Below are 3,468 nucleotides of genomic sequence, written 5' to 3' on the forward strand. Positions count from 1 at the left end.
AAGCGCTGCTCGGCATGTTTTTCGCCGGCATAGGCTTTGACCAGCCGGATGCCCGAAAAGGATTCCTGCATGGCCACCATCAGCTCTCTGGAATCATATTCCTCACGAGCTCCTGATTTTCGCACCCGCTTGCCGATGCGAATAATCGGCAGGAGGCAGGCCGGGAAGACGACGAGTGACATGAGGGTGAAAAACCAATCCTGAGCAAAAAGGACAACAAGAATGGAAATAATGGTCAAGGGGCGCTGCGCAAGAATCTGAATCAGCTGCATGGCATTGCGCTGAACCGTGGCAGTTTGGTTGACGACCGTCTGCATCAGTTCGCCTGTTTTGGCGGAATTGAAAAAGACCGGAGACTGCCGCATCACGCAATGGAAGGCATCATTGCGAAGCTGAAAGGCCACCTTGCTTGTCACCCACGCCTGCATGTAGCTGGAAAGATAACCAAAAAAGCCGCGCAGAAAGATCAGAACGGGAATGAAAGAGCAGGCGATCATGACACCCGTCAAACCAATCGGGGCATCAGCGTCGAGCCCAAACATCTTTGCCAGGTTGATTTCACCAATCAAAGGCAGTTCGGTGCCCTCTCCCAGAGTGCGTGTCTTGCCTTTCAAAACCAGTGAGAAGATCAGCTGGAAACCAATCAGCATGAATCCGTTGAATACAGCGCTGAGCATTCCAAGCAGGACACTCAATGCGAAACGACCGCGATATGGAAGGACATACTTCCATATGGATGTGAGCGTTTTTTTAACCAGGGCTGCGAACTGAAGGTCTTCCGTAAGGTGCATGAACGATAATGTATCAGGGGGTGGAAAATGCCGAGTGTTGCTGTCATACTAGCTGGTGAAATGGCACCAGCACAAGGCTCAACGCTCGCCGAGATGCTGACGATAGATGGCATCCAACCTGTCCAGCATCGTATCAAGACTGTGATGATTCACGATAAACTCCTGCCCAGCGCGGCACATTGCCTGGGTTCGGAGCTTTTCCTCCAGGGTTTCACGAATGGCGGCGGCAAGCGCGGCGGCGTCATGTGGCGGTACGAGCCGGCCTGTTTCACCCTGCTTGATAATGCTGGGAATGCCGCCTACATCACTGGCTACGACTGGAACTCCAATGGCCAGGGCTTGCAAGCCTGACTGGGGGATGGCCTCGTGGAAAGAGGGGATGGCAATGATGTCGAGTGCCCGCATGATTTCGGGCACATCTTCCCGATGGCCTAAAAAGGTGAATTGATCCCCCACCGAGAACTGTGAAACCACGGACTTTACATAATCGAGCGCCGGCCCCTCCCCGGCGATGATGCAGTGGACATGAATGCCATGCTGAGTTTTGAGCAAATGTACGGCCTCTGCCAGGATTTGAATGCCCTTGGCGGCACGAATCACTGTGATCATGCCAATGAGGGGTGTTTGAGCGGACGGCACATGAGCTGAAAAATCCGCTTTTGTCCCCTCCGGCTTGAAGCGTTCGAGGTCGACCCCCGTAGGCAGGGTGGTGATTTCTCCCGCGTCCAGATCAAAGGTGAAAATCAGCGAACTGGTGATTTTGGGGCTGGTCGTAATGATGTGATGACTCCACTCTTTATACATCAAGCGGCTGAGCGATTTGTTCGGAATGGGGACGTCAAAATGGCGGCTGCGGATGATCAGCGGCACTCGAGCGATGCGTGCCGCAAGGGTCAGCATCCAGCCATCCCGTGAACTGTGTGGATTCACGATTTCAATGCGATGGCGACGCAGCCACCAGGCAAGTCGGAGGACGTGAAATGGCAGAAGGCAGCGCTGATTGAAACGCTGGGCCAGAACCTGCACCCCAGCCTGGCTGGCGCGTTGATAAATCTGGCTGTCCATGGGGGCGATCAGCCACACCTCGCTGCCGCGGCGGCGGAATCCGTTTATTTCCGCCAGAATTCGGTGTTCCTGACCTCCCCAACCAAGGGAGGCTTCGGAGTGGGCAATGCGCCAGACGCGTTTGAGAGAAGTTGAATCAGCCATGAAGTCCACGCTGCTCTATTCCTCAAGCGGCATGGAGCCAACCCCTTTTTTGGCGTGAATTTTCAAGTAAACGTCTGCCTTGCTGGGGATGCAGTGTTTTTATCCTGCTGGGCGGTCAATATAGCGCGCATGGATGTCGCTGATATGGTCCAGCATAGTATCGAGACTGTGCTGGTTTTCCACCACTTCGCGTCCGGCTTGGCACATCCGGCGTGTCTTTTCTGGCTCGTCGATCGCTTCTACGATGCGTGCAGCGAGAGCTTCGGAATTGTTCATCGGAAAAATGCGTCCCGTAATGCCATCCAGAATGATTTCCGGTATGCCACCACAGTCACTGCCTACCACCGGTGTGCCGCAGGCGAGCGCCTGCAGACCGATCTGTGGCACCCCTTAATGCTTGAAAGAATGAATGCATAGCACATTCAGCGCACGCAAAATGTCCGCAATGTCCTCACGATGTCCGGTGAAGTGCACACAGTCCCCCACACCATGGATGTTTGCCATGTTGGCGAAAACCTCGATTGGAGCGCCACCGCCGACGACCGCATATTGGAATTCACGGCCCGACTCGCGTAATTTTCGTATCGCATCAAAGAATACTTCATGGCCCTTCCATGAACGCAGCACGGATACCATTCCAATAACAGGTGGTGCCACTGGTCCGCTTTTCACTGGCAGTTCGGCTTTGGGGCCTTCGCGGTGAAACAGGCTCACATCAATACCGGTGGGCAGCGTCGTGACGTGATCCTCAGGCAGTCGAAAAGTCGTGCGGATATAATCAGTGATTTTCCTGCTCGTCGTCAGCGCATGATCCGCCAGTGTTGTGAATTTGTGCCTGCTGATGCTTGGCGTATGATCAATCACGTCAATGTGCCGGGTGCGGAGCAGCAATGGCACACGGTGCAGGCGTGAGGCCATTCCCGCCAGCCAGCCATTCCGGGAGCTGTGAGTGTTGACGATCTGAATCCGCTCACGTCTTAAAGTGAGTGACAGGCGCAGCAGCTCGATCGGCAGCAGCCTGCGGTCAAAAGTACAAGCATGGGCTGTAATGCCTGCCGCTTGAGCGCACTCCATAATCTGGCTTTTCGGATGCGCCAGCAGCGAAACTGAGCAACCGCGTTGCTGAAAGCCGATCAGTTCAGCCATGACGCGGTGTTCCTGTCCACCCCAACCGAGTGAAGCCCCGGAATGGAGGATGCGCCAGCGTTGAGACTGAGTTGCAAACATGGTTGTAAACCGTTGAAATGTAGTTCGTTGCGATAGCTGTTCGGTAAAAGGCAACTCACAAATAAAAGCCTAAACACAGTCAGTTAAAAGCATTGAAACTAGAAATGCAATACCATTAAAGTGTAATGGCGGGCGCTATAAAAAATGAGGCTGTGCCAAGATCCATGTGGAGATTTACAAAAAACACATTGGATATTCAATATATTTAGCTGTCATGGCAGGCGCTTCATTAGTCAGGGGC

2 protein-coding genes and 1 pseudogene are annotated in these 3,468 nt (G+C 53.7%); all 3 read right to left on the reverse strand.

Features of this window, described 5'->3' with window-relative positions:
* On the reverse strand, positions 1-791 hold a 791-nt coding region (locus ACIREA_RS28820), incomplete at its 3' end, for an ABC transporter transmembrane domain-containing protein (RefSeq protein WP_397385773.1).
* Between the two features lie 78 nt (positions 792-869).
* The gene (locus ACIREA_RS28825; RefSeq protein ID WP_397385774.1) at positions 870-2,000 is read right to left on the reverse strand and encodes a glycosyltransferase; all 1,131 of its coding nucleotides are present in this window, start codon (positions 1,998-2,000) and stop codon (positions 870-872) included.
* Between the two features lie 99 nt (positions 2,001-2,099).
* A pseudogene (locus tag ACIREA_RS28830) lies at positions 2,100-3,227 on the reverse strand (glycosyltransferase family 4 protein).
* Positions 3,228-3,468: the final 241 nt, after the last annotated feature.

The organism is Prosthecobacter sp. (genome assembly GCF_044373815.1).
GTDB lineage: Bacteria > Verrucomicrobiota > Verrucomicrobiia > Verrucomicrobiales > Verrucomicrobiaceae > Prosthecobacter.

Bases quoted from the DNA above. Each gene is read 5' to 3' on its own strand.
- ACIREA_RS28825 (WP_397385774.1), bottom strand. From the start codon at position 2,000: ATGGCTGATTCAACTTCTCTCAAACGCGTCTGGCGCATTGCCCACTCC.